At 66.5% G+C, this 25,871-nt stretch carries 22 protein-coding genes and 2 tRNA genes; 15 read left to right on the plus strand and 9 right to left on the minus strand.

Features of this window, described 5'->3' with window-relative positions:
• Positions 1–25 precede the first annotated feature (25 nt).
• The 10 genes from gnd (at position 26) to AC1MBE_RS09695 (ending at position 10,108) form a co-directional block, all read left to right on the plus strand.
• Positions 26–910 (plus strand): phosphogluconate dehydrogenase (NAD(+)-dependent, decarboxylating), encoded by an 885-nt coding sequence (gnd, locus tag AC1MBE_RS09650; RefSeq protein ID WP_479777698.1) that lies wholly within the window; start codon positions 26–28, stop codon positions 908–910.
• A gap of 22 nt (positions 911–932) precedes the next feature.
• Positions 933–2,135, plus strand: a complete 1,203-nt coding sequence (recF, locus tag AC1MBE_RS09655) for a DNA replication/repair protein RecF (RefSeq protein ID WP_479777700.1) — start codon at positions 933–935, stop codon at positions 2,133–2,135.
• Positions 2,132–2,692 carry a DciA family protein gene (locus AC1MBE_RS09660; protein ID WP_479777702.1) on the plus strand — a complete coding sequence of 187 codons (561 nt, stop codon included), beginning with the start codon at positions 2,132–2,134 and terminating at the stop codon, positions 2,690–2,692. The genes recF and AC1MBE_RS09660 overlap by 4 nt, the downstream gene beginning before the upstream one ends.
• A gap of 412 nt (positions 2,693–3,104) precedes the next feature.
• A complete protein-coding gene (gyrB, locus tag AC1MBE_RS09665; protein WP_479777704.1) occupies positions 3,105–5,192 on the plus strand; it encodes a DNA topoisomerase (ATP-hydrolyzing) subunit B in 2,088 nt (695 codons plus the stop codon).
• Between the two features lie 58 nt (positions 5,193–5,250).
• Positions 5,251–7,959 (plus strand): DNA gyrase subunit A, encoded by a 2,709-nt coding sequence (gene gyrA, locus AC1MBE_RS09670; protein ID WP_479777706.1) that lies wholly within the window; start codon positions 5,251–5,253, stop codon positions 7,957–7,959.
• Entirely contained in the window at positions 7,956–8,582 is a 627-nt protein-coding gene (locus AC1MBE_RS09675) for a DUF3566 domain-containing protein (protein ID WP_479777708.1), read from the plus strand. Before gyrA ends, AC1MBE_RS09675 begins: the two co-directional genes overlap by 4 nt.
• A gap of 98 nt (positions 8,583–8,680) precedes the next feature.
• A tRNA-Ile gene (locus AC1MBE_RS09680) sits at positions 8,681–8,754 on the plus strand.
• Positions 8,755–8,813: 59 nt separating this feature from the next.
• Positions 8,814–8,930, plus strand: a complete 117-nt coding sequence (locus tag AC1MBE_RS09685) for a DLW-39 family protein (protein ID WP_346958923.1) — start codon at positions 8,814–8,816, stop codon at positions 8,928–8,930.
• Between the two features lie 71 nt (positions 8,931–9,001).
• Positions 9,002–9,077 (plus strand) — tRNA-Ala (locus AC1MBE_RS09690).
• A 116-nt stretch (positions 9,078–9,193) separates the two neighbouring features.
• On the plus strand, positions 9,194–10,108 hold the full coding sequence (locus AC1MBE_RS09695) for a DMT family transporter (RefSeq protein WP_479777710.1): 915 nt from the start codon (positions 9,194–9,196) through the stop codon (positions 10,106–10,108).
• A 21-nt stretch (positions 10,109–10,129) separates the two neighbouring features.
• Here AC1MBE_RS09695 and AC1MBE_RS09700 read toward each other — a convergent pair whose 3' ends face one another.
• Positions 10,130–11,005, minus strand: a complete 876-nt coding sequence (locus tag AC1MBE_RS09700) for a glycosyltransferase family 2 protein (protein ID WP_479777712.1) — start codon at positions 11,003–11,005, stop codon at positions 10,130–10,132.
• A 155-nt stretch (positions 11,006–11,160) separates the two neighbouring features.
• Positions 11,161–12,099: a hypothetical protein gene (locus AC1MBE_RS09705; protein ID WP_479777714.1), complete on the minus strand. Its 939-nt coding sequence runs from the start codon at positions 12,097–12,099 to the stop codon at positions 11,161–11,163.
• Positions 12,100–12,253: 154 nt separating this feature from the next.
• Between AC1MBE_RS09705 and AC1MBE_RS09710 the strand changes: the two genes are divergently transcribed.
• Complete coding sequence (locus AC1MBE_RS09710) at positions 12,254–12,799, plus strand: peptidylprolyl isomerase (protein WP_479777716.1); 546 nt, start codon at positions 12,254–12,256, stop codon at positions 12,797–12,799.
• 9 nt (positions 12,800–12,808) lie between these two features.
• Positions 12,809–13,702, plus strand: coding sequence for a rhomboid family intramembrane serine protease (locus AC1MBE_RS09715; RefSeq protein WP_479777718.1), 894 nt, complete (start codon positions 12,809–12,811; stop codon positions 13,700–13,702).
• A gap of 958 nt (positions 13,703–14,660) precedes the next feature.
• On the opposite strand, the gene AC1MBE_RS09720 is transcribed toward AC1MBE_RS09715, so the two are convergent.
• A complete protein-coding gene (locus AC1MBE_RS09720) occupies positions 14,661–15,269 on the minus strand; it encodes a DNA-3-methyladenine glycosylase I (protein ID WP_479777720.1) in 609 nt (202 codons plus the stop codon).
• A 124-nt stretch (positions 15,270–15,393) separates the two neighbouring features.
• Positions 15,394–15,648 (minus strand): cell division protein CrgA, encoded by a 255-nt coding sequence (locus AC1MBE_RS09725; RefSeq protein WP_346958732.1) that lies wholly within the window; start codon positions 15,646–15,648, stop codon positions 15,394–15,396.
• A gap of 180 nt (positions 15,649–15,828) precedes the next feature.
• Between AC1MBE_RS09725 and AC1MBE_RS09730 the strand changes: the two genes are divergently transcribed.
• From AC1MBE_RS09730 to AC1MBE_RS09740, 3 genes are read left to right on the plus strand one after another with little or no spacing between them, the layout of a single operon-like run.
• The gene (locus AC1MBE_RS09730; protein ID WP_479782559.1) at positions 15,829–16,623 is read left to right on the plus strand and encodes a class E sortase; all 795 of its coding nucleotides are present in this window, start codon (positions 15,829–15,831) and stop codon (positions 16,621–16,623) included.
• A 4-nt stretch (positions 16,624–16,627) separates the two neighbouring features.
• Positions 16,628–16,798 carry a hypothetical protein gene (locus AC1MBE_RS09735; protein WP_479777722.1) on the plus strand — a complete coding sequence of 57 codons (171 nt, stop codon included), beginning with the start codon at positions 16,628–16,630 and terminating at the stop codon, positions 16,796–16,798.
• Positions 16,795–17,436: an anthranilate synthase component II gene (locus tag AC1MBE_RS09740; protein WP_479777724.1), complete on the plus strand. Its 642-nt coding sequence runs from the start codon at positions 16,795–16,797 to the stop codon at positions 17,434–17,436. The genes AC1MBE_RS09735 and AC1MBE_RS09740 overlap by 4 nt, the downstream gene beginning before the upstream one ends.
• 24 nt (positions 17,437–17,460) lie before the next feature.
• On the opposite strand, the gene pknB is transcribed toward AC1MBE_RS09740, so the two are convergent.
• The 5 genes from pknB to AC1MBE_RS09765 are packed head-to-tail and all read right to left on the minus strand — an operon-like array spanning position 17,461 to position 25,869.
• Positions 17,461–19,452, minus strand: a complete 1,992-nt coding sequence (pknB, locus tag AC1MBE_RS09745) for a Stk1 family PASTA domain-containing Ser/Thr kinase (protein WP_479777726.1) — start codon at positions 19,450–19,452, stop codon at positions 17,461–17,463.
• 6 nt (positions 19,453–19,458) lie between these two features.
• On the minus strand, positions 19,459–21,285 hold the full coding sequence (locus AC1MBE_RS09750) for a protein kinase domain-containing protein (protein WP_479777728.1): 1,827 nt from the start codon (positions 21,283–21,285) through the stop codon (positions 19,459–19,461).
• Positions 21,282–22,739: a peptidoglycan D,D-transpeptidase FtsI family protein gene (locus tag AC1MBE_RS09755; RefSeq protein WP_479777729.1), complete on the minus strand. Its 1,458-nt coding sequence runs from the start codon at positions 22,737–22,739 to the stop codon at positions 21,282–21,284. Before AC1MBE_RS09755 ends, AC1MBE_RS09750 begins: the two co-directional genes overlap by 4 nt.
• Positions 22,736–24,196 (minus strand): FtsW/RodA/SpoVE family cell cycle protein, encoded by a 1,461-nt coding sequence (locus AC1MBE_RS09760; RefSeq protein ID WP_479777731.1) that lies wholly within the window; start codon positions 24,194–24,196, stop codon positions 22,736–22,738. Before AC1MBE_RS09760 ends, AC1MBE_RS09755 begins: the two co-directional genes overlap by 4 nt.
• On the minus strand, positions 24,193–25,869 hold the full coding sequence (locus AC1MBE_RS09765) for a PP2C family protein-serine/threonine phosphatase (RefSeq protein ID WP_479777733.1): 1,677 nt from the start codon (positions 25,867–25,869) through the stop codon (positions 24,193–24,195). The genes AC1MBE_RS09760 and AC1MBE_RS09765 overlap by 4 nt, the downstream gene beginning before the upstream one ends.
• Positions 25,870–25,871 lie beyond the last annotated feature (2 nt).

Consider the following 25,871-nt stretch of genomic DNA (forward strand, 5'->3'; position numbering starts at 1 on the left):
ACCCAATGCAGAAAGAGTTCATTACGTGCACATCGGACTGATCGGCCTTGGCAAAATGGGTTTCAACATGCGCGAACGGCTGCGCAACGGCGGAATCCAGGTCACCGGATTCGACCGCAACCCGGAGATCACCGACGTCGCCAGCGTCGACGAGCTGATCGCCGCCCTGCCGGCGCCCCGCCTGATCTGGGTGATGGTCCCGGCCGGCGAGATCACCGACGCCGTCATCACTGACCTTGGCAACAAGCTCGACGCCGGCGACCTGGTGGTCGACGGCGGGAACTCCCGTTTCACTGAGGACCAAAAGCACGCGGCTGCGCTGGCCGAAAAAGGCATTCGCTTCCTCGACTGCGGTGTCTCCGGGGGTGTCTGGGGCCTCCAGAACGGCTACGGACTGATGGCCGGCGGCGACTCCGCTGACATCGAACGCGCCCTCCCGGTCTTCGACGCGCTCCGGCCGGAAGGCGACCGCGCGGACAGCTTCGTCCACGTCGGCGGCGTCGGCGCCGGACACTACGCCAAGATGGTGCACAACGGGATTGAATACGGCCTGATGCAGGCCTACGCGGAAGGCTATGAGCTCCTCGCCGCGAAGGACATTGTGACCGACCTGCCGGGCACGTTCCGGGCCTGGCAGAAGGGCACCGTAGTCCGCTCCTGGCTGCTGGACCTCATGGTCAAGGCCCTGGACGAGGATCCGGGGCTGGCGTCCATTGACGACTATGTCGAGGACTCCGGTGAGGGACGCTGGACCGTGGAGGAAGCGATCGCCAATGCGGTCCCGGCCCCGGCCATCACCGCGGCGCTGTTCGCACGCTTCTCCTCCCGTGAGGACAGCTCGCCGGCCATGAAGATGGTTTCGGCTTTGCGCAACCAATTCGGCGGACACGCCACTCGGCCGGCCAAGTAGCCCCTGGAATCCTGAAACCGGCGTGTACCTAGAACAACTTTCGCTGACGGATTTCCGCAGTTACGCCCAGGTGGACCTCAGCCTGGAACCCGGCGTCACGGTGCTGGTGGGCTCCAACGGCATCGGCAAGACCAACCTGATGGAAGCGATCGGTTACCTCGCCACGCTCAGCTCACACCGGGTCAGCAACGACGCACCGCTGCTGCGATTCGGCACCGAGCGGGCGATGATCCGGGCCAAACTGGTCCGCGCCGGCCAACCCACCGTGCTGGAACTCGAAATCAACGGCGGCCGCGCCAACCGTGCCCGCATCAACCGCAGCAACCCGGTCCGTGCCAGGGACATCCTGGGGATCTGCCAGACGGTGCTTTTTGCCCCCGAGGACCTCGCCCTGGTCAAGGGCGATCCATCCAACCGGCGGCGCTTCCTGGATGAGCTGCTGGTCAGCCTGATGCCGCGGCATGCTGCCACCCGCAGCGACTACGACCGGGTGCTCAAGCAACGCAATGCGCTGCTGAAATCCGGCCGGACCGGCAAATTCACCGCCGGCCATGAGGCGACCCTTGATGTTTGGGACCAGCACATGGCCCGGGCCGGCGCGGAACTGCTGCATGCGCGGCTGGAACTGGTGGAACTGCTGCAGCCACACCTCAAAAACGCCTACGCCCAGCTCACCGACGGCTCCAAGGAAGCCGGGGCGGTCTACCGTTCCACGCTGCAGGGGATGTTTGACGACGACGGCGAGGCGCCCGCCGCCGCGGGCGGCACCGCGGCCGCCGGGACTGAGGATCTCCGGCAGCTGAGCGTCGAGGACCTCACGGATCGTTATGTCCAGGCTTTCGCGGCCTCGCGCCGCAAGGAGCTGGAGCGCGGAATCTCCCTAGTGGGCCCGCACCGCGACGAACTGGAACTGGTCCTGGGCCAGGCCCCCGCGAAGGGGTACGCCTCGCACGGGGAAACCTGGTCCATGTGCCTGTCCCTGCGGCTCGCCTCGTACTACGTAATGCTCGACGATGCCCGTACCGGCGGGTCCGCCCCGATCCTGATCCTGGACGACGTTTTTGCCGAGCTCGACGTCCAGCGGCGGCGTAAACTGGCGGCAATAGTGTCCGGCGCGGAACAGGTCCTGGTGACCGCCGCCGTCGAAGATGACATCCCTGCGGAACTCGCCGGACGGCGGGTGAAGGTCATTCCGGGAGGAATCGATGAGCCGGTCGATCGATGAATAAGGACACCGACGGCGGCCTGCAGCCGGGCCGTGACCCGGATGATATTGACGCTGCCCAGGCTGCCCTGAACCGGATGCGCGATGCTGCGGCGGCGCGCGGCGAAATCCGCCGCAAGGCGCCGCCGCGTCCGGGCAGCGGCAGCCAAAAACCCGCCCGCGGTGCCGGCACCCGCGGCTTCAGCCAGTTCCACGGCACCGGACGGGACCCGCTGGGGCTGGGCAAAGTGGTGGGACGGCTGGTGGCCGAACGGGGCTGGAGTTCGCCGGTGGCGGTCGGATCCGTGATGGCGCAGTGGCCCGCCCTGGTGGGTCCGGAAATCTCCGCGCACTGCACCCCGGAGAGCTTCACCGACACCACCCTGCACGTCCGCTGCGATTCGACGGCCTGGGCCACCCAGCTGCGCCTGCTCAGTCTGAGCCTGCTGGAGAAATTCCGGGTGGAACTGGGCGACGGCGTCGTAACGAGTATCCAGGTCCTCGGTCCCGCTGCGCCAAGCTGGCGCAAGGGGTCGCGGACGGTCAACGGCCGGGGCCCGCGCGACACCTACGGATAGCCCGCCGGTCCGGTCCGGTCCCGCGGGGTATGAAGCACTTCTTCCAAAACTATTGAAAAATCCGCAAGCGCCGTGTAGGGCGCTCCAACGCCCCGGAGGCGTATAGGAACCCAGCCGGAGCACCCCGGGGGCCGTGCAGGCGGAATCAACGGCCTCCCAGCGGCATTTTGCCTGGCGTTTAGGCCTCCGGAATGCGGGATATCACCCTATAACACGGTAGAATCGTGGTAGATAACTGGGCGCCGGTGAAACGTCGACTGAGTCCGTTTCCGACGCATTTTTGTGTGCGGAAATAGGCTCGCGCAATCGATGCAGCCGGGGCCACCAGTGACGTGCCTGTTGGCGGTAACCGTTCCTCTGCGGAGGCGGCGACGGCCGGCCTTCAACGAACATAGAGGAGTCGAAAGCGCCTGTGGCTAACGACAATACAGATTTTCCGGCGGCGGACCCAGTGGCGGAAGGCGCTTCGGCGGATACCCCCGCGGAGACGGTGAAGCCCCGTGAATACGGTGCCAGCGACATCACGGTGCTCGAGGGCCTGGAAGCTGTCCGGAAACGCCCCGGCATGTACATCGGTTCCACCGGACCCCGCGGCCTGCACCACTTGGTCTACGAGGTCGTGGACAACTCCGTTGATGAAGCGCTGGCCGGGTACTGCACCCACATCGAAATCGTCCTGCAGGCCGACGGCGGCGTCAAAGTGGTCGATAACGGCCGCGGCATTCCCGTGGACATGCACCCCACCGAGCACAAGCCGACGGTGGAAGTTGTTATGACCATCCTGCACGCCGGCGGAAAGTTCGGCGGCGGCGGCTACGCCGTGTCCGGCGGCTTGCACGGCGTCGGTATTTCGGTGGTGAATGCGCTCTCCAGCCGCGTTGACACCGAAGTCCGCCGGCAGGGCCACGTCTGGCGGATGTCTTTCGCCGACGGCGGCAAGCCGCAGGGCAGCCTGGTCAAGGGTGAGGAAACTTCCGACACCGGAACCACCCAGACGTTCTACCCGGACGCCAGCATCTTCGAGACCACGGAATTCGATTTCGAAACCCTGCGTGCCCGGTTCCAGCAGATGGCGTTCCTGAACAAGGGCCTGCGCATCACCCTGACCGACGAGCGCCGCGCCGCCGAGGAACCGGCCGAGGACGGGGACCTGGACCTCGACGTCGTCGAAACCGAGGGCGAAGTCCCCGCGGAGTTCCACACCGTGGTGTACCAGTACGACGACGGCCTGCTGGACTATGTCAAGCACCTGAACTCCGGCAAGAAGGTCGACGTCGTGCACGAGGACGTCATTGCTTTCGAAACCGAGGACACCGAACGGCACATTGCCCTGGAAATGGCGATGCAGTGGACCAACGCATACTCCGAGAGTGTCCACACCTACGCCAACACCATCAACACCCATGAAGGCGGAACCCACGAAGAGGGTTTCCGCGCCGCGATGACCTCGCTCATCAACCGCTACGCGCGGGAGAAGAGCATCATCAAGGAAAAGGACGACAACCTCACCGGCGACGATATCCGTGAAGGTTTGACCGCGGTGATCTCGGTCAAGCTCGCCGAGCCGCAGTTCGAGGGCCAGACCAAGACCAAGCTTGGCAACTCCGAGGTGAAGGGCTTCGTGCAGCGCGTTGTCACTGACGGGCTGGGCGACTGGCTGGAACGCAACCCCGGCCCCGCCCGCGACGTGATCCGCAAGGCCATCTCCGCGGCCCAGGCCCGCATGGCAGCGCGTAAGGCCCGCGACAATGCCCGCCGCAAGAGCCCGCTGGAATCCTTCGGTATGCCCGGCAAGCTGTCCGACTGCTCCTCCAAGGACCCGCAGAAGTGCGAGGTCTACATCGTGGAGGGGGACTCGGCCGGCGGTTCGGCCAAGCGCGGTCGGAACCCCGAGACCCAGGCCATCCTGCCGCTGCGCGGCAAGATCCTGAACGTCGAGCGTGCCCGGCTGGACAAGGCCCTCGGCAACGCCGAAGTCCAGTCCATGATCACCGCCTTCGGCACCGGCATCGGCGAGGACTTCGACCTGGCCAAGCTTCGGTACCACAAGATCGTCCTGATGGCTGATGCCGACGTCGACGGCCAGCACATCACCACTCTGCTGATGACGCTGTTGTTCCGCTACATGCGCCCGTTGATTGAGAACGGCTACGTCTACTTGGCGCAGCCGCCGCTGTACCGGATTAAGTGGTCCAACGCCCCGCACGACTATGTGTACAGCGACAGGGAACGCGACGCGAAGCTGGTCTCCGGCCAGGCGGCCGGCCGCCGCATCCCCAAGGACAACGGGATCCAGCGCTACAAGGGACTCGGCGAGATGGACTACACGGAACTCTGGGACACCACCATGGATCCGGAGCACCGCACCCTCCTGCAGGTCACTATGGACGACGCCCTGGCGGCCGACCAAACCTTCTCCGTCCTGATGGGCGAGGACGTCGAGTCCCGCCGAAACTTCATTCAGCAGAACGCCAAGGACGTTCGGTTCCTCGATATCTAGCGGGCACACCGCTGAATATTCCTGAGCCGATATATACCTGAAACGGAAAATATAGACTATGAGTGACGAAACACCCGAGGTCCCCGCCGAGTCCGGTGCGGAATCCGTACTCGAAGGCACCGTTCTTGACACCGCTGTGCTGACCGACCGGGTCGAACAGGTTGACCTGCAGACCGAGATGCAGCGCTCCTACCTGGACTACGCCATGGCCGTGATCGTCGGCCGCGCCCTGCCGGACGTCCGCGACGGTCTCAAACCAGTCCACCGCCGCGTGCTGTACGCGATGTTCGACGGCGGCTACCGCCCGGACCGTTCGTTTAACAAATGCGCCCGCGTGGTGGGCGAGGTCATGGGCCAGTACCACCCGCACGGCGACACCGCGATCTACGATGCCCTGGTCCGCCTGATCCAGGACTGGACCATGCGCTACCCGCTGGCCCTCGGCCAGGGCAACTTCGGTTCCCCCGGCAACGACGGCGCGGCAGCACCCCGGTACACCGAGACCAAGATGGCCCCGCTGGCCATGGAAATGGTCCGGGACATCGACGAGGAAACCGTCGACTTCCAGGACAACTACGACGGCAAGAACCAGGAACCCACCATCCTGCCGGCGCGGTTCCCGAACCTCCTCGTGAACGGTTCCTCCGGCATCGCCGTCGGCATGGCAACCAACATTCCGCCGCACAACCTCCGGGAAGTTGCCGACGGGGTGCAGTGGTACCTGGCCAACCCGACCGCCAGCCGGGAGGAGCTGCTCGAAGAGCTGATCCAGCGGATCAAGGGCCCCGACTTTCCGACCGGCGCCACCATCCTGGGCCACAAAGGCATCGAAGACGCGTACCGCACCGGCCGCGGCTCGATCACCATGCGCGCCGTCGTCAACGTCGAGGAACTCCAGGGCCGCACCTGCCTGGTGGTCACCGAGCTGCCGTACCAGGCCAACCCGGACAACCTGGCGATCAAGATCGCCGAGCTGGTCAAGGACGGCAAAATTTCCGGCATCGCCGATCTCCGCGATGAAACCTCGGGCCGCACCGGCCAGCGCCTCGTGATCGTACTCAAGCGCGACGCCGTGGCCAAGGTGGTGCTGAACAACCTCTACAAGCACACCCAGCTGCAGGACAACTTCGCGGCGAACATGCTGGCGATCGTCGACGGCGTGCCGCGCACGCTCAGCCTCGATGCGTTCATCCGGCACTGGGTCACGCACCAGATGGACGTCATTGCCCGGCGCACCCGGTACCGCCTGCGCAAGGCGGAGGAGGAAGCCCACATCCTGCGCGCCCTCCTCAAGGCGCTGGACGCGCTCGACGAGGTCATCGCCCTGATCCGGGCGTCCACCACCACCGAAGCGGCCCGCGACGGGCTGATGGAGCTGCTGGACATCGATGAACTGCAGGCCCGGGCCATCCTGGACATGCAGTTGCGCCGGCTCGCCGCCCTGGAACGCCAGAAGATCCAGGACCGCCACTCCGAACTCGAGGCCCTGATCGCCGAGTACAACGCGATCCTCGCCTCGGAGGAGCGCCAGCGCGAGATCATCAGCACCGAGCTGGCCGAGATCGTGGCCAAGCACGGAGACGACCGCAAGACCAAGGTCCTGATGGGCTTCGACGGCGATATGTCGATGGAGGACCTGATCCCCGAAGAGGAAATGGTCGTCACCATCACCCGCGGCGGCTACGTCAAGCGCACCCGCAGCGACAACTACCGGTCCCAGCAGCGCGGCGGTAAGGGCATCAAGGGTGCCCAGCTGCGCGGGGACGACGTCGTCGAACACTTCTTTGTGACCACCACTCACCACTGGCTGCTGTTCTTCACCAACCTCGGCCGGGTCTACCGCGCCAAGGCCTACGAACTGGTGGAAGCCGCCCGCGACGCCAAGGGCCAGCACGTCGCGAACCTGCTGGCCTTCCAGCCGGACGAACACATCGCCCAGGTGCTGGATCTGCGCGACTACCAGCACGCCCCGTACCTGGTGCTCGCCACCAAGCGCGGCCTGGTCAAAAAGACGCGGCTCGAGGACTACGACACCAACCGCTCCGCCGGCGTCATCGCCATCAACCTGCGCGACGGCGACGAGCTTGTTTCCGCCCAGCTGGTCTCCGAAACCGACGACCTGATGCTGGTGTCCCGCAAGGGCCAGTCGATCCGCTTCACCGCAACGGACGAGGCCCTGCGTCCCATGGGCCGTGCCACGTCCGGTGTGACCGGGATGAAGTTCCGCGAGGACGACGAACTGCTGGCGGCCGACGTGGTGCAGGACGGCTCGTTTGTCTTCATCGTCACCGAAGGCGGCTTCGCGAAGCGGACGGCCGTGGAGGAATACCGCCTCCAAGGCCGTGGCGGCCTTGGCATCAAGGTCGGCAAGTACCAGGAAGAACGCGGCCACCTCGTCGGTGCCCTGATCGTCAACGAGGAAGACGAAGTCCTGGTGGTCATGGAAGGCGGCAAGGTGGTGCGCTCCTCCGTGACCGGGGTGCCCGCCAAGGGCCGCGACACCATGGGCGTGATTTTCGCCAAGCCGGACAAGAACGACCGCATCATCGCGGTGGCCCGGAACAGCGAACGCGGCCTGGAAACCGACGAAACTGCCCTCGAAGAAGGTGCTGAAAGTCCGGCCAGCGGGCAGGATGACGTAACGTTGGCTGGAGAAAACGGATCACCCGAGGGGTCCGCAGAGACAGAATCAGTACCGGCCCCGGAGTCAGATGAGTCATCAGGCAGTGCCGAGCTGGACGAAGACAACACCGGAGGTAACGCGTGAGTAATTCCGACTCATATCCCAAGTCGAGCAGCGGTCCCGGCGGGATGCGGCAGCCGGCTGCTGCCCCGCGGGTGAACGCACCGTCGCGGCCGCAGCAGCGCCCGGGGGTGGCCGGCTCCGGTCAGCGCCCCTCCGGGACGGGCCCGCGTCCGGCCGGTGCGGGCCAGCGCCCCGCCGTCCCCGGCCAGCGCCCGGAAGCTCCCGGCCAGCGCCCGGCGCAGGGTGCGCCCGGCCTGGTCAAGCCGGCACCGAAGGCAAAGGTCCGCCGTGCGCGCCTGCTGATCAGCAAGGTTGATCCCTGGTCCGTGCTCAAGATGGCGTTCCTGCTCTCGGTGGCGCTGGGCATTGTGACCGTCGTCGCCGCGATTGTGCTGTGGACCGTCCTGGACCTGACCGGCATTTTCGACCAGGTCGATGGCCTGCTGGGCACCCTGGCCGGCTCCGAAAGCGGCGGCTTCGAACTGAAGAAGGTCGCCTCCCTCGGCCAGGTCGCCTCCTTCGCGGTGATCATCGCGGTGATCAACGTGGTGCTGCTGACCGCACTCTCGATGCTTTCCGCGGTGCTGTACAACATTGCGGCCACCCTCGTGGGCGGCATCGGCGTCACCCTCACGGACGACTAAAACCCGTTGAATTCCCGGATATCCTCCGGGGAATTGCCTCGATTTGAGATCGGGCCGGGATGTGCTGTAAAGTCATATCTCGGCCCGATGAGGCATCGGGGCGTATAGCTCAGGCGGTTAGAGCGCTTCGCTGATAACGAAGAGGTCCCAGGTTCAAGTCCTGGTACGCCCACGGAACCTGTACTGGTTCTTGTAAAGGTCCACGTGAAACTGGACCGGAACGGGGTGCACGTGAAGAAGTTGCTGGTTGTTGCAGCTACGATCGCAAGCGTCCTGGTCTACAGGAAAGTGCAGGAATCCGAAGCCCGGAAGGCAGTCTGGAGCGAGTCGACCGACACGGTTGATTAGCCCGGAACCCCGGCAGGAAAGCTGGAAACGGCTCTCCGCCAGCGGGGTATGATTGACGGGTTGCTTCTTATGGGGGCATGGCGCAATTGGTAGCGCACCTGCTTTGCAAGCAGGGGGTTCGGGGTTCGAGTCCCCGTGCCTCCACCATAGGAAAAGGTCCCGGTCAGCGGAAACGCTGGCCGGGACCTTTTGCGTTGGATCCGCGGTCGGTAACGGACCGGGGCGGAACCGGGACGCCCGCGCCGGCACACTACTGTTGGAGCGTGAACTTCTTCCTCGCGGCCCTCGGCGTGCTGGGCGTTGCCTCCTCCGGCCCGTTGATCGCCGCCACCCTGGGCGCCACCTCGGTCAGCGCCCTCGCCATTGCGTTCTGGCGCAACGCGATTGGAGCGGCCGTCATGGCCGGTCCCGTGCTGGTGCGCCAGCCCCGCCAGTTTGGCCGCGTCACCGGCAGCGAATTCCGCTGGTCCCTGGCCGCGGCGGTCGCGCTGGCACTGCACTTTGCCTGCTTCATCACGTCCCTGCAGTTGACCTCGGTGGCCGCCGCGACGGCGCTGGTCTGCCTGCAGTCGGGCTGGATCGCCGTTTTCCAGCTCTTCCGCGGGGTCCGGCACCGCTGGCAGGTCCTGGCGGGGCTGGGACTGGCCTTCGGCGGCGTCGTGGCCATTACCGGCTTTGACATGGGCAGCTCCCCGCAGGCGCTGGTCGGGGATCTGCTGGCGGTTGCCGGGGGCGTGCTGGCGGGCATCTATACGCTGGCCGGCGGCAAGGCTCGCCAGACCATGGGGACCGGCGTGTACACCACGCTCTGCTACGGCATGTGCGCCGCCGTCGTGGCGGTCCTGGCGCTGGCCAGCCGGCAGCCGCTGGCGGGCTTCGACGCGACCGGCTGGCTGGGCATCCTGGCCATCACCGTCTGCGCGCAACTGGTGGGGCACACCGCGTTCAACCATCTGCTCGCCACGATGAGTCCGCTGCTGGTGTCGATGATCATCCTGCTGGAAATCCCGGGGGCAGCTCTGCTGGCGGCGGCCTTCCTGGGCGAGACCCTGCCGGCGGGAACCTATGCCGGGCTGGGGATGATCCTGGTGGGCCTCGTCGTCGTCGTGATGGGCCAGCGGCGCTCCCGTGCTGTGCGGCGCAGTGCCGCGCGTCTGGCGGAGCTGGGAACGGACTGACGACGGCGGCGGCCGCCGGGCCTACTGGCCGCCGCGGCGTGCCGGCTGGGCCGTGTTAACGGTGTGGATGGCCCGCAGCAGTTTCGCCGGGAAGTACACCGAGAAGAAGACCACCATGGGGGCCTTCAGAGCCATTTTCTTCACATTGTGCGCCTTGTAGGTGCGGTCGAAGCGCGTGACGTAGTACCGGTAGTCACGGGGCGAGTCCTCCAGCCGGCGTGCCGACATCCCCGACACCATTTGCGGCCAGTACTGGATCCGGAGTTCGTGGTCGGCCAGATGCAGGGACAGGTCGATGTCCTCATGCATCTCGTCCTTCTCATCCCGGCAAGTCTCCAGCCGGATCGCCTCCCACGCGGAACGCCGCAGGGCCATGTTGGAGCCAAAGAGGAAGTGGTACTGGTGCTTCGCGAGCTTCAGCATCAGCTGGCGCATTTTGTCGTCAGCCTTGAGGCCGAAGCGGCGCATCGGCATGTCGTAATACACCACCGGGCCGGTAGCGGCGTGTACGGACTGATCCGCGAAGGCCGCCTGCACCTGCTCCACCCAGTCCGGTTCCAGCACCGAGTCCGCATCGATGCGGCCCAGGACATCGCCGGTGGCGTGGTCCAGGCCGAAGTTCCGGGTCGGGATGAGGCCCTGGTCTCGGTCCTGGCTGAGCAGGATGATCGGACTTTCCGGGTATTCCAGCTGCATCTGCCGGACGATTTCGGCGGTGCGGTCCTTGGACATGTTGTCGACCACGATGATCTCGTGCGCCGGGACCGACTGGTAGACGGCGGCGATCAGGCACTGCCGAATGACGCTTTCCTCGTTGTACGCCGGAATCACGATGGAGACGGCCGGCGGCGGCACAGCATCGTGTGGGGTATCCACGGAGAGCTCTTCGGGTGACATCCCCCCAAATTTAGCACCTGCGCCGTTCCAGCGGCCTGTTGACGGGCACCCCGGGGACGGGCAATGGCAAAGCAAAAGAAGGAACCCCGCCGGTGGCGGGGTCCCTTCTTTTGTTGTGGCACTCTGCCGCCGGTTCGTTCACCGGCGGCTGTGAGCTATTTGGCCTTATCCTCGCCGTTCATGCTCGCGGCGATGTTCCGGACAGCGGTCTTGGCATCGGTGGCGACCTTGGAGTCGTCAGACTTGGCGGCGTCGGCCGCGTCTGCCGAGGCATCGGCTGCCTTGTCGGCTGCGTCCACCGTGGCGGCGGCAGCGGTGTCCGCGGCGTCGCTGACATTCTCCTTCACGGTTTCCTTGACGTCGCTGACCGTGGTGGCCGGTACCGGGGCCGGGGTCGAGGGCGTGACCGGGGCGGGTGTCTTCCACGGGTCCTCGATCGGCTTGGACGCCTTCCAGGCGGCGACGCCGGCGGCCACGGCCGCGGCGATGACACCGAAGATAAGGAATCCGCGGTGCTTGGGCTTCTGCGGCTTCGCTACCTCGCCGGTGACAGCGCGGCTCGCTTCGGCAGCTGCATCCTTGAGCTGCTTGCTGGCGGACTGCACCTGCTCCTGGAAGTTCCGGATAACGCCGGTGTCAACCAGGCGCTGCGCTACGGCGTCCACATGCGCCGGTGCACCTTCGAGGGTGCGGTGCACGGCGTCGGAGGCCAGGCCGATCTGGTCCGAAAGCTTCGGGAGATACTGGACGACGACCCTGTCCCGGGCGTTGGCGATCACTGGCGTCGCCTTGTCCAGCGCGTCATGCAACCGCGGGGTGGCACCATCGACGGCATCGTGGATCTTCGGCGCCAGCTGGGCCAGGCTGTCCTGGATCCGGGGGGTCACGGTGGCAACGCCGCCGGCCAGATTGTGGGCCGCCGACTTCAAGCCCTCCTGGATTTTGGGAGAAGCGGTGTCCAGGCTGTGCTGCACACGCGGAACGGCCCACTCAACTGCTGCTTCAACCCGCGGGGTGGCCCAGTCTCTGGCGTTCTCTACCGCGCTGGCCACAGACTGCTCCAGGTCACGGGCAATACGATCCGTTTTCTTCACAACTACCTCCCGATTAATGTGACGGTTCTGTTGTTAGCCTACGTGGCCGGGACCTCACCGGCTATTCTTGGGGCGGATTTCCGGCGGATTTCACCCAGCGCGGAACTGACTGCGCGGCCCTTTACCGCGGGCCCTGCCGTGGAAGAATGGGGCCATGACTGCCACAGCAACCGCAAAAGCAACCATCCACACGAGCCTCGGCGACATCGTCGTCAACCTCTTCGGCAACCACGCGCCCAAGACCGTCAAGAACTTCGTCGGCCTCGCCACGGGCGAGCAGGCTTGGACGCATCCGGAAAGCGGCGAGGACAAGACCGGCACCCCGCTCTACGACGGCACGATCTTCCACCGCATCATCAAGGACTTCATGATCCAGGCCGGCGACCCGCTGGGCCGCGGCACCGGTGGACCGGGCTACAAGTTCGACGACGAAATCCACCCGGAACTGACCTTCAACGAGCCCTACAAGCTGGCCATGGCCAACGCCGGCATCCAGATGGGCCGCGGTACCAACGGATCGCAGTTCTTCATCACCACCATCCCCACCGGCTGGCTGCAGGGCAAGCACAGCATCTTCGGCGAAGTCGCAGATGATGAGTCCAGGAAGGTTGTCGACGCTATCGAAGGCGTCCGCACCGGCATGGGTGACCGTCCGGTTGAGGACGTCGTCATCAACAGCATCGACGTAGAACAGCTCTAGACCCACTCCATGAGCTACGGAATTCCGGCGGCAGAGCCGTCCGCGCAGATCCCGGTGTGCCCCCGGCACCCGGACCGGCCCGCCTATGTGCGGTGCCAGCGGTGCGGGCGCCCTGCGTGCCCCGACTGCCAGCGGGCGGCCGCCGTCGGATTCCAATGCGTTGACTGTGTCAACGAAACCAAACGTACGACGCCGGCGGCACGTTCGGTCTACGGCGGTGCCGCCGCGCTGGGGAGGCCACTGGCCACCTTCGGGCTCATCGTGGCGTGTGTCCTTGTGTACGTGCTGCAGTGGATCGTTCCCAACGACGGCATCTACCAGGACTTTGCATTTGCCACGGCCTACGCCAACCCCGCGTTCGGTGCTTTCGAACCTTGGCGGATGCTGACCTCGGCCTTCCTCCACTCCCAGGGCTTCATCCTGCACATCGTGCTCAACATGTACATGCTGTGGATGTTCGGCCAGGCGCTGGAACCCCTCCTGGGACGCATCCGCTTCCTGGCGCTTTATCTTCTCTCCGCGATTGGCGGCTCCGTCGGCTATCTGCTGCTGACCCCGGCCTACGTCCCTGGCCAGTCCCTCACCGGCGTCGTCGGTGCCTCGGGTGCCATCTTTGGCCTCTTCGGCGCCATGCTGGTGGTCCAGCGCCACCGCGGCGGGGACACCCGGCAGCTCTGGGTCCTGATCGCCATCAACGGCGTCATCGGCTTCGTGGTCCCCCAGATCGCCTGGCAGGCCCACCTGGGCGGCCTTGTCACCGGAGCGCTGTGCGCCGCGGGGATCGCCTACGTGCCACGGGGCCGCCGGCAAGGGCTGCTTCAGGCCGCCGGGCTGGTCGCGGTCCTGTGTCTGCTCGTCGCGGCCACCGCCCTGCACGCCGCCGCCACCGCACCCCCGGCCTAGCTTCCGCCGCGTCGCCGCCTGCCACCGCCGCGGTTCTCCGCAACTGCCGCACCCGCTGCCAGTGCGCGGCACCGGACGACCAGTTCCCGACCTCGTTCCCGGCCGCTTTTCCACAGGGGTTATCCACACTGTTGGTAACTTACATGCCTGTAGTTCAGGCCCGAATGCCTGATCTGACCGCCACAGCTGGCAAATACCGGAAAATCCCCTTCCCGCCCTCCACACCTGTGGATAACTTTCCGGGGACCCCCTGTGGTTAAGTGGACAACTTCCGCTCCAGGAATGAGGGCCCTACTTCGGCCCCAGCGGCGCCGTCCACAGCTGGCTGCCTGCGGCCCTCGCGGGGCGGACGGGACCGAGCCTCGTCAACAGCGCGCCGGGGCGTGATACGCCCCTTCAGGCGCGCCGAGCGGACCTGCCAGGAGGGGCCGGGCCGGGCGCGGCTGCCGTGCGGCCACATTCTTATCTGATTTATAGCCCGTTATTCACAGGGTTGTTCACATTGTTAATAACTTGATGCTCTGAGTTTTGGGCCGGAAAGTCCGTGTTCCGGGGCCTGCGGAGCTTCCGACGCCGCTTCGAGCCCTTGTTTATCCCCACCTGTGGATAAGTTGTGGGTAGTTGACTGTTATTAAGTGGATAGAGCGACCGCGGCCGCCGGATTGGCGGATCCGGGGAGCAACGCTGTGGATTCGGGGGCCGTCACCTGGCTGGTTCCACGGGGGTCGGCCAGAGCGGAAGTTTTCCACAAGCAATCCACACTGTTAATAACTTACAGACCTGTAACTCACCGGGTTCCGGAGGTGGCACTGCTGATTGTCCGGGCTAGGGCGCACGCCGCAGGCCGCCCGCAGCGGATGGCGGCGCCCCTGATTCTCCACAGCCTGTGGATAGCTTTGTGGTTTGTTGTGCACAAGCTGTGGGCTCAGCCAACACCCCCGGGAAACCGTTTCTTGCCCTAACGAAGCCAGACGCCCGAAGTACCCCGACGGTGGCTGTCGACCAAGTGGGTGTCCACCATCCCGATGGCTTCCATCAAGGCGTACATAGTGGTGGGCCCGACGAACACGAAGCCGCGCTTGCGCAGCGCCTTGGACAAGGCAATTGACTCGGGTGAGCTCGTGGGGATCTCGGCCAGGGCGGAGGGTTCCGGGGTGGTATCCGGCTGGAAGCCCCAGACGAAGTCCACCAGCCCGCCGTCGTCCCTGAGATTGAAGGTGGCGCGGGCGTTGGTGATGGCGGCCCGGATCTTGAGCCTGTTGCGCACAATGCCGGCGTCCTGCAGCAGCCGCTCGACGTCGATGTCGGTGAAGGCGGCCACGGTCTCGGGGTGGAAGTCGGCGAAGGCGGTCCGGAAAGCCGGCCGCTTGCGCAGGATCGTCGCCCAGGACAGGCCGGCCTGGAAGGCCTCCAGGGAGATTCGTTCGTAGAGGCCCTGTTCATCCCGGACCGGGAGGCCCCACTCGGTGTCGTAATAGTCGCGCAGGAGCGGGTCCGCGGCCGCCCAGACCGGCCGGGCCAATCCGTCGTCGCCGATGATGCAGCCGCTAGAAGCGTCCGGTGTCATTGCTGGGTCCTTTGCTGGAGAGTTGCCTCCCGGCATTATCGCCCGCCGGGCCGGTGAGGCAGGGGCTTAACGCGGCAGGCCGGCACATCAAATGTGCCGGCCTGCCGCGAAGAAATTCGGGGGATCAGGAACGCCAACGCGTGGTCATCAGAAACCCCACGATGGCGATGCCGAACCCGGCGACGATGTTCCACGACGCCCAGTCACGCACCGGGAGGGTGCCTTCGCTGATGTAGAACGTGATGATCCACAGCAGGCCGATGATCATCAGGCCAAACATCACCGGCTTGAACCAGACGGGGTTGGGCTTGTAGGCCTGCGTCGCAGCAGTCTGCTCCGCAACACGGGCAGTCCTCTTTCGCGGCTTCGACTCGGGCACGGGTCCTCCTTGGCGGCTGGGATGAGGAGCGGTACCCCGGCTTGATATCCTGCAAGAAAGGAACAGCCGGCGGTCAACGCGCTCTTGGTCAAGTATGAAATCCTAATCGCAGCCAATTCTAGCTGTAGTTCAGGCCACACCCGAGCCCGTTGCGAACGCCCCAAAGGAGAGCCCACGGTGCTGCAGGAGAAGGCGGAACCCCTTGCCGCGCCTTCCCCCGGGGGCGCAGTCCCGCGGGGCGGCCTGTCCCGCACCCTCCAGATTTTGGGCGAGCTGCTGCTGACCGCCGGCGTGATCCTGCTGTTGTTTGTGGCCCGGCAGCTTTGGTGGACCAATCTCGACGCAGACGCCCGGCAACGCGACGTCGTGAGAGACTTCGCGCGAAGCCTGGCCGGCCCGGCCACCCCCCCGGCGTCCGCCGTGACCGCCGGCCCCGTGAAGCCCGGCCCCGGCCCGGCCGCCGTCACCGCCGAGCCGGAAGCCGGCGAGACGATCGGCGTCGTCTATGTCCCCCGCTTCGGCGCCGGCTACACCCGTCCGGTCGTCCAGGGAACCACACCCGCCGTGCTGGATTCCCTCGGGCTGGGGCACTACCCCGGCACCGCGATGCCCGGCGCGGCCGGTAATTTTGCCGTGGCCGGTCACCGGCAGACCCACGGCGCCGTGCTGGACAACATTGAAACCCTGGTCCCCGGGGACAGGATCTATGTGCAAACCCGCGAGGGCTACTACGTGTACCGCTACCGCAACAGCGAAATCGTCCTGCCCTCGGCGACCGAGGTCCTGCTGCCCGTCCCGGCACAGCCGGCGGCCACCCCCACGGAAAGCTACCTCACCATGACCAGCTGCAACCCGCGGTTCGGTTCACAGGAACGCATCGTTGCGTACTCCCTGCTGGAGCGCTGGCAGCCGGCTTCGGCCGGCCCCCCGGCCGAGATCGCAGCCCAGGCGGCGCGCACCCTCGGGGAGGGTTAGGGATATGTACGGATGGATTTTCCGCCGGCTGCCCGGCCCGTTGTGGCTAAGGATTGTCACGTCGCTGGTATTGCTGGTCGGCGTGCTGGTATTGATGGTTCAGTTCCTCTTTCCCTGGATGGCGCAATTTGGCCCGTTCACTGATTCGACGATTGGTATGGCAAGGCACTCATGAGCACAACCAAGATCCTGGTCGTAGACAACTACGACAGCTTTGTCTACACCCTGGTCGGCTACCTCCAGGAGCTCGGTGCGGAGACCACCGTGGTCCGCAACGACGATGTGACGCTGGCCGAGGCTATCGAGATGGCTGAAGCGCGCGACGGCGTCCTCATCTCGCCCGGCCCGGGAGCCCCGGCGGATGCGGGGGTCTGCATCGAGCTGATCAAGTGGTGCGGCAGCCACAACAAGCCGATGCTGGGCGTCTGCCTCGGACACCAGGCGTTGGCCGAAGCCTACGGCGGACGGGTCACGCACGCCCCGGAGCTGATGCACGGCAAAACCTCGCTCGTCGAACACCACGGGACCAGCGTCTTTCCCGGTCTTCCCTCGCCGTTCACCGCAACCCGATACCACTCCCTCGCCGCCGTCCGGGAAAGCATCCCGGACGTTCTGGAGATCACCGCAGAGACGGCGACCGGCGTCGTGATGGGCTTGCAGCACCGTACGGCACCGCTGTGCGGCGTCCAGTTCCACCCCGAGTCCGTGCTGACCGAGGGCGGCTACCTGATGCTGGGCAACTGGCTGGAGTCCCTGGGCATGGCGGGGGCGGCGGAGCGGGCCGCGGCGTTGAGCCCGCTCATCCAGCACTGACTCCGGCCGGCTGTTAGCCGGCGGTTAGCCCGCCGGGTCCAGCAGCTTGCCGACGCCTTCCGTCACGTCGGTCCCGGTGGGCGACGGCGTCGGTGAAGGCGTGGGGGTCTGCGTCGGCGGGGGCGGCGGGGCCTTGGCCACGGTGACGGTGATCGCTTTGCCCTGCTCAACGGCGGCGTCTGCGGCATCGCTTTGGGCCGTCACCTTGCCGGGCTGGACCTGTGAGTTTTCGACTTCCTTGAAGATGGCCAGTAGCCCCACCTTCTTCAGCGCTGCCTGCGCGTCCGCCCTCGGCAGGCCGACGAGCTGCGGCACAGCCACCTTTCCGGTGGAGACAATGATTTCCACCGTGCTGTCCACCGCCACGGCCTGTGCCGGCGCCGGGTTGGTCGTGATGACAATTCCCGCCGGCACGTTGGGGCTGTTGCTCAGGGTGGTCTTCGGCGCGCCGGTCAGGCCGGTCCGGCGCAGCTCGTCCCTGGCGTCCGCCTCGGTCCGGCCGGCCAGGTCCGAGGGGATGGTGATCACGCTGGGGCCCTCGGAGATGATCAGGGTGATCTCCGAATTGACCTCCAGGGGGCTCCCGGCGGGCGGCGCGGTGTCCACCGCGATGCCCTTGGGGATGCTCTCGTGCTGGATGCGTTTCAACTGAGGCTTCAGCCCGGCGTTGTAGAGCCTTTGCAGCGCCTCGGATTCGGTCATCGACGCCACGACGGGAACATCCACCTTGGCCACCGGGGCGGGCCGCTGGTTGACCATGTTGTAGAGCCACAGGCCGCCGCCCGCCAGCACCAGCAGGGTGAAGATGAGCAGCGTTGCCGTCCACATCCGCCGCCGGGATTTCTGTTGGGCGGTGGGTTCGCGTTCCGCCGGCAGGCTCAGCGGCAGGCTGTCGGTGTCCGGGCGCCCGGGAACGGTGCCGGACGCGGGCTGCACGGCGGGCGTCTCGTCCTCTGCGGCGGCCTGTTGCGGCGCGAGACGGCTGGGCGGGGCGTCATCGAGGAACTTCGCGCCGGTCAGGGCGAAGGCGGCCGTAGGCGGCAGCTGCTCCGATCCCGCGACCGTGTTGTTCGGGTCCGTCGGCGCCTCGCTGGGCGGCAGAGCCGCTACGGGGACGCCGCTGCGCGCAGCCCTGAGCGCGCGCCGGAAAGCCGCGGCGTCCTGGAACCTGTCGGCCCGGTTCTTTTGCAGGGCCTTGGCCAGCACGCTGTCCAGCGCCGCGGAAACGTCGGGGTTGAGGCTGCTGGCCGGCTCCGGGATCTCCCGGACGTGCTGGTAGGCGACGGACACCGGGCTGTCCCCGACGAACGGCGGGCGCCCGGTCAGCATTTCGTACAAAAGGCAGCCCGCCGAGTACAGGTCGCTCCGCGCGTCGACGGTTTCGCCGCGGGCCTGCTCCGGGGAGAGGTACTGCGCGGTTCCCACCACGGCCTGCGTCTGCGTCATGGTGGCCGAGGAGTCGGCCATGGCCCGGGCAATCCCGAAGTCCATCACCTTCACGCTGTTGGAACCCGGGCAGAACATCACGTTCGCGGGCTTGATGTCGCGGTGCACGATCCCGGCCTTGTGGCTGTAGTCGAGCGCGGCCAGCACCCCGAGCGAGAAGTCGATGGCCTGGTCGATCGTGACTTCCTTGGCCCGGATCAGGTCGCGGATGGTCTTGCCGGAGACGAATTCCATCACGATGTAGGGCACCCGCACGGTGTCGTCGTGGTCGCCGGGGACGGCATGGTCCCCGGTGTCGAAGACCGCAACGATCGAGGGGTGGTTCAGTGCCGCCACGGCCTGGGCCTCGCGCTTGAACCGGGCCTGGAACTGCGGATCCCGGGCCAGGTCCGGTCGGAGCAGCTTAATCGCCACGGTCCGCCCCAACCGGGTGTCAATACCGCGGAACACATCAGCCATGCCGCCGCGGCCGATCAGCTCACCCAGCTCGTAGCGCCCGCTGAGGACGCGCTGCGCCGGAACCGGGCTGCTGTCCTCGCGGTGCGAGGGAGTGCGGGGTGAAGTGGACAAGGATGCCTACTTGGTGGTGCTGACGCTCGGCGAGGGCGAAGCCGGGGTCTCCGGAGTGCTCGGGGCGGGCGCGGTGGCCAGGTGGTAGATCACCACGGAACCGCTGGTGACTTTCTCCCCCGATCCCGGCTCGGAACTCACGAAGGTGCCCTCCTGCTGGGTTCCGTCACCCTCAACCGGGGCACCCTTCTGCCAGCGCAGGCCGGCGGCCTGGATGGCCTGCTGGACCTGGGCTTCGCTGGCCCCCTGCTCCAGCGGCGGGACGGAAACCATTTCCGGGCCCTTGGAGTAGCTGACCGTGATGGTGTCACCGGGCTGCACGGGGCCGGAAGGATCGATGTCGAGGACGGTGTTAGGTGCGGCGGGGTCGTTGACGGGATTCCCCTTGACCTGGAGATTCATGCCAATCAGTTCAGCGCGGACATCGTCGTAGGGTCGCCCCTTGTAGGCATCCGGCACCAGATTGATGGCGGGAGGCGTCGACTGGGTGGGTGTGGCCGAACTGCTCGTGGGGCTGGGGCTCTTGGACGTCGGTGCAGCGCTCGTCGTGCTCGCTTTGGCGCTGGAACTGGTGGCCGCCGGGGACGAGGGGAACAGGATTCCGGCCTGCGAGAGGACTACCCCCACCAAGGCAAACAACACCAGCAGGATCAGGGCGATCAGCGGCCAGGTCCAGGGGCTGCGGCCGCGGCGTTTCGGCTCTTCCTCGGGTTCGTAGCCGTCGTAGTCCTCTTCTTCCGGGACCCAGGTCCGCTGCGCAGCCAGCGCATCCGCGCGGGACAGGGTATTGCGGGCGCCGTGGCCGCTGGCCGCGGCTGCCCCCGCAGCCATGCCGGCCGCGGCACCGGCACCCGCGGCGCCAATGACCGGCAACGCCGACGTCGACTTGTCGTCCGCAGCGCTGGCGCCGATCACCCCGGTTGCGGCGGTGGGAACGTCCACCGGGGCGGTAATGGGGCCGGTGGCGGCCTCAAAGAGCAGCATGCCCGGGACAGCCGCGTGGGCGGCCGCGATGTCGCCGTTGCGGATGGCGTCGGCAGCCTCGGCCAGCTTGATCGCGTCGGCCGGGCGGTTCTTCGGATCCTTGGCCAGCATGGACATCAGCAGGGCACGCACCGGCTTGGGCAGCGTTTCCGGCAGCGGCGGCGGGGCGTCATTGACCTGGGCCAGCGCAATAGCAATCTGGGATTCGCCGGAGAACGGGCGGTGCCCGGTGAGGCACTCGTAGCCGATGACGCCGAGCGAATAGATGTCAGACGCGCCGGTCGCGGTCTGGCCGGTGGCCTGCTCCGGAGCGAGGTACTGGGCGGTGCCCATCACCTGCCCGGTCTGCGTCAGCGGCACCTGGTCCGCCAGCCGTGCGATGCCGAAGTCGGTGACCTTGACCCGGCCGTCCGGCGTGATGAGCAGGTTGCCCGGCTTGATGTCGCGGTGCACCAGGCCCTGGGCGTGCGCGACGGACAGCGCCCGTGCGGTCTGCGAAATCATCGACAACGTGCGGTCCGGCGAGAGCACCTGCTCGTGCTCGATGATGCTGCTGAGCGGCTGGCCGGGAACGAGTTCCATAACGAGGTAGGCGGAGCCCTCCTCCTCGCCGTAGTCAAAGACGTTGGCGATGCCTACGTGGTTCAACAGGGCGGTATGCCGCGCCTCGGCCCGAAAACGCTGGAGGAAGCCCGGATCGCCGGTGTATTCCTCCTTGAGGACCTTGATGGCCACGATCCGGCCAAGGATCAGGTCCTTGGCCTTCCACACTTCCCCCATGCCGCCGATCGCAATGCGTGTGGTCAGCTGGAATCTGCCGCCGAGGGTGATTCCCGATGTAGGCCTCACTTATTCAACACCGCCTCAAAAATCTTCTTCGCGTTCGGACTGGTTAGAGTTGCGCCGGTGGTGATGTCCACACCTTGCATGACGATGGTGACGGCCACTTGCGGGTCGTTGGCCGGGGCGAACCCGGTAAACCAAGAATTGTTCAGGCCGTTGCCAAGCTCGGCCGTGCCGGTCTTGCCGGCCACCTCGACGCCGGGAACCGCGGCACCGCGGGCGATGCCGTCGCTGACCACGCTGGTCATCCATTCGGAGATCTGGCGGGCAGTCTCCGGGCTCGTGGAGGTCCGGAGCGTCTCAGGCTTCGGTTCGTTGATGATCCGCAGATCCGGGGACCGCACGGCCTTGACCAGGTTGGGCTTCATCTGGACGCCGCCGTTGGCAATCGCGGCGGTCATCAGATTGATCTGCAGTGGCGTGGCACGGACATCGCGCTGGCCGATGGCCGACTGTGCCAGGCCGGCATCGTCCAGCGGTTCGGTCGGGAATTTGCTCTTTGCATAATCGAGCTTGAGCTGGTCGCCGAAGTCCTGCCCGAAGCCGAACTTGGCGGCTTCCTCTTCGATTGCCTTCTGCCCCAGGTCCAGGGCGATGCTGGCAAACGGAGTGTTGCAGGACTGCTGCAGGGCGAAGGCGAACGAGGCGGTGTTCCGGGTGTAGCAATTGCCGCCGGCGTAGTTCGGCAGCTTGTACTGGATGCCCGGGAACGGCATCTCGGCCGGGTTCGGCAGCACGCTGTCCTTGTTGTACTTCCCGGAACCGAGGGCCGCCGCCGTGTCGATGATCTTGAAGACGGAACCCGGTGCCAGCAGCGCGCCGGTGGGGCCGCTCACGGACTGGTTCAGGTTGATGCCGGGGATCTTGTTCAGTGCGGTGATGTTGGCGGCTTCGGCGTCGGCATCCTGGGTGGCGATCAGGTTGGGGTCGTACGAGGGCTTGGAGACCATCGCCAGGACCGCGCCGGTTCTGGGGTTGGTCACCACGATCGATCCGCGCTGGCCTTCCGGAATCAGGTCGTAGGCGAGCTTTTGGATTTTCGGGTCGAGGGTGAGCTCAACCGAGGCGCCCTTGGGCTGGTTGCCGAGGAACAACTGGCCCACCCGGTCCAGGAACAGCTGGTCCGAGCTGCCGGCGAGCTGTTCGTTCATCGCCAGTTCCATGCCGGTCAGGCCGTAGTTTTTGGAGAAGTATCCGGTGATGCCGGCGTACAGTTCCGGCTGGGTGTAGGTGCGCTGGAACTGGCAGCTGTCGGTGCCGGCGACGGACTGCGCCACGGGCTTGCCCCCGACGATGATGGCGCCGCGGTCGTTGCAGTAGTTCTGCAGCAAGGTGCGCTTGTTCCAGGCGTTCGCCTTGAGTTCGTCGGCGCCGACCACTTGGACGTAGCTGAGCGCGCCGAAGATCAGCGCGAACATGGCGATCGCGGCGATCCAGGAGTTGCGAATGGCCTGGTTCACAGGTGATTCACCGCCTCGGTGGGAGCTTCTGGACTGGTCGTGCCGGTGCCGCGGGCGGGCGCCGTGGCCGGCTTCGGCGGCATGGCCGGGGTGTCTTTCGCTGCGTCAGGGTCCTGCCCCGGAGGCAGCGGCGTCGTGTCCACCGGTCCGCGGGCGGTGTGGGAGATCATCAGCAGCAGGCCCACGATGATCCAGTTCGCCAGCAGCGACGAGCCGCCGGCCGCGAGGAAGGGCGTCGTCAGTCCGGTCAGCGGAATCAGGCGGGTCACGCCGCCGATCACCACGAAGCACTGCAGCGCGATGGCAAAGGACAGCCCGGTGGCGAGCAGCTTGCCGAACGCGTCCCGCGTTCCGAGCGCGGCCCGGAAGCCGCGGGTGAACAGCAAAAGGTACATCAGCACAATCGCGAAAACGCCGATCAGCCCGAGTTCCTCGCCAAAGGAGGCGACGATCATGTCGCTGTTGGCGAAGGGGACGAGGTTGGGGCGCCCCTGGCCCAGGCCGGTACCCACGAGGCCGCCGTTGGCCATGCCGAAGAGCCCCTCGACAATTTGCCGGCTGCCGCCGAACTCGCGGTCGTAGACCTCGGGAGTGAAGGCGTTGAGCCAGCCATCGATCCGCAGTGCCACATGCGAGAAAACTTTGGACGCGACAAAGCCGCCGCCCACCATCAGCACCACGCCAATGATCACCCAGCTGATCCGGCTGGTGGCCACGTAGATCATCACCAGGAACAGGCCGAAAAACAGGATGGAGGTGCCGAGGTCGCGTTGGAAGATCAGCACGCCGATGCTGACCAGCCAGGCCGTGATCATGGGGCCCATGTCCTTGAACCGGGGGAACTGCACCGGGCCGATTTTGCGCCCGGCGAGCAGGATGAGGTCCCGGTTGGAGGAAAGGTAGCCGGCGAAGAAGATGGCGAGGGTGATCTTTGCGATCTCGCCGGGCTGGAAGGTCATGGAGCCGAGTTTGATCCAGACGCTGGCGCCCAGGACTTCGCCAGCGGAGATACCCGGAACCAGCGGGAGGATCAGCAACACGGCACTGACGGCGAGCGAAATATAGGTGAAGCGGCGCAGGATCCGGTGGTCTTTCAGGAACCAGATCACAGCGATGGCCACGGCCATCGCCACAAGGGTCCAGCGCAACTGGTTGTTGCCGGTGTCTTCGTTGACGCGGTCCAGCCGGTGGATCATGGCCAGGCCCAGGCCGTTGAGGGCAACCACCAGCGGAAGTATTACCGGATCGGCATATTTAGCGCGGATGCGGAGCACAAGGTGGAATGCCAGCGCCGCGGCCGTGAGCAGGCCGGACTGGAACCAGAAGTCCGTGTCGAAGGCCTTCTGCCGGTCGACGCCGACCAGGGCGTTCGCACCGATCCCCACCGTGAGGGCGAGGACCAAGAGCACCAGCTCGGCGTTGCGGCGCGGCCTGGGTGTGGGATCGATCGGCGTCACTTCGCCACCTCACAGTAGCTCGGAGACGGCGTCGGGGTAGGTGTGGGCGACTTGGAAGCTGCCGAGCCGGAGGGCGCAGCAGTGGCCCGTGCGGTCGCCGAGGCACTGGGGGTGGGCGAGGGAGTGAGGCACTCATCAGCCGGGGCCGTCGTGCCGGTGCGCTCCAGGTTTTTGACGATCCGTTGCGCGTCGTACAGGTCCCGCGCGGGAACGGTCTGGCGTACACGCTGCTGCGAGAACTCTGGCAGGTCAGACATCCGGATATCGGTCACCGTTTCGAGGGTGGAAAGCGGAATGGGGCCCAGGCGCTGGGAGACCCCGTTGAAAATCGCGACCCGCTGATCGTGCTCACCGATGTAATACCGGGTCTGGGTCCACGCGTAGCCGAGCCAGAGGCCGATGCCCAGCACGGCCACGATCGCCGCGGCGATGGAGATCGTCAGCCAGCGCCGGTGCCTGACCGGCGGCTTGTAGTCTTCCGTCTCGTCCTTGTCCTGCTCGGCCTTGTGCGTCAGGACCGTTGCGGCCCGGCGGGCCACGGTCCGCCCGGCGATGGACGGGATGGAACCGGATGCCGCGGCGGCCGCCGCGGCTCCGACGAGCTCGTGGGGGCGCGTGGAGAGTTCCTCGCGCAGGACTTCGGCGGACAGATGCTCGCCCAGGTGCGGGTCGGTCGACGGCGGGGGTTCCGCCGCGGCGCCGGCGCCCTCCGGGCCCTTGCCGGACGCGCCGTCCCGGGCGCCGTCGGAAGGTGCCGCGTCCGACGGCCCACCATCGGTTGTGGCACCGGCGTAGGTGCTGCCGGAGGGCGGTGCGGCCGGCGTGGCCCGGGGCGTCGCCGTCGCGGTGACGGGAGCCGGGGCCGGGACGAGCGTGACGGCGGCGGTGTTCACGTCGTCGGGCGTCTGTTCGGCGATGTCCAGCATCACGACCGTCACGTTGTCCGGCGAACCGGCCTCCAGGGTGAGGTCAACGAGCCGTTCGGTGCATTCGCGCAGGTCCTTGGTCTCCCGGACGGTGCGCTCCACGACGTGGCCGGCCACGTAGTTCAGCCCGTCCGAGCACAGCAGCCAGCGTTCGCCGGGCTCGACGTCGAGGATGTCCAGGTCCAGTTCGGGGCTGGCGTCGACGTCGCCGAGGACACGCATCAGCACGTTCTTGTGCGGATGGGTTTCGGCTTCTTCGGGGCGCAGCCGGCCCTCGTCGATGAGCCGCTGGACGAAGGTGTGGTCCACGCTGACCTGTTCGAACGTGCCGCGGCGCAGCCGGTAGGCACGGGAGTCACCGATGTGGGCAAAATGCAGCTTGCCCTCGGCCAGTAGCAGGGCCGTGACGGTGGTTCCCATCCCGGCCAGTTTCGGGTTCATGTGGACCAGCTCGGAGAGCAGCGAGTTGGCGGTCTGGATCTCGTCGGCCAGGACGGTGTCCGCGTCGCCGGCGTAATCATCGCGGTCCAGGTGGATCATGTCCAGCACGGTGGCGGCGGACGCCACGTCACCGCCGGCGTGGCCGCCCATGCCGTCCGCGACGACGGCGAGGTGGCGGCCCACGTAGGCGGAGTCGTCATTTTTCGCGCGCACGCGCCCGACGTCGGAGCGCGCGGCGTAGCGCATGATGAGCGGCCGCTTCGGGGCCGTTGCTGCCTTGTCTGCGGGGGATTCGGGGGCAGCCATGG

This window comes from Arthrobacter sp. BG5 (assembly GCF_056680155.1).